The following is a 422-nucleotide window of genomic DNA, read 5'->3' as shown; positions in this document are numbered from 1 at the left end:
GTGTGTGCGGTGAGGTTCTCTATCAGGCAGACTTGCGGCGCGCCTTGTCGGCGGCGCCCTTCTCGGTCGACTGCCCCTCGTGCGTCAGCTGGCCGCCGGCGCTCTCCAGGTGCGCCCGCACGAACCACTGGAATTTCTCCAGCTCGCCGGCATGGGCGATGAGCAGGTCCTGTGACACCAGGTCGAGGTCTTCGAGTTTCTCGATCGACTTGCGGGTGTCTTCGATGACGCCGTTGTACACCAGGTCGAGCGCGGCCAGGTGGGCCTGGACGGTGTCACGCTCGACGGAGTAGTCGTCCCATGTGCGGTCCTTGATGATCGCACCCGGGGTGCCCTTGGGCGACTTGCCCAGCGTCGCGATGCGCTCGGCCACCTCGTCGGCGTAACCACGCACCAGTTCGACCTGGGGGTCGATCATCTCG

At 65.9% G+C, this 422-nt stretch carries 1 protein-coding gene; it reads right to left on the bottom strand.

All coding sequences use genetic code 11. The features are described 5' to 3' along the window. Positions 1–22: 22 nt before the first annotated feature. Positions 23–422, bottom strand: a 400-nt coding sequence (locus tag HOP53_RS21315; RefSeq protein WP_234271866.1) for a Dps family protein, incomplete at its 5' end; no start/stop codon positions are given.

Origin of the sequence: Billgrantia ethanolica, assembly GCF_021404305.1 — a bacterium.
GTDB classification, from domain to species: Bacteria; Pseudomonadota; Gammaproteobacteria; order Pseudomonadales; family Halomonadaceae; genus Halomonas; species Halomonas ethanolica.
This window is presented reverse-complemented; position numbering and strand designations above follow the sequence as displayed.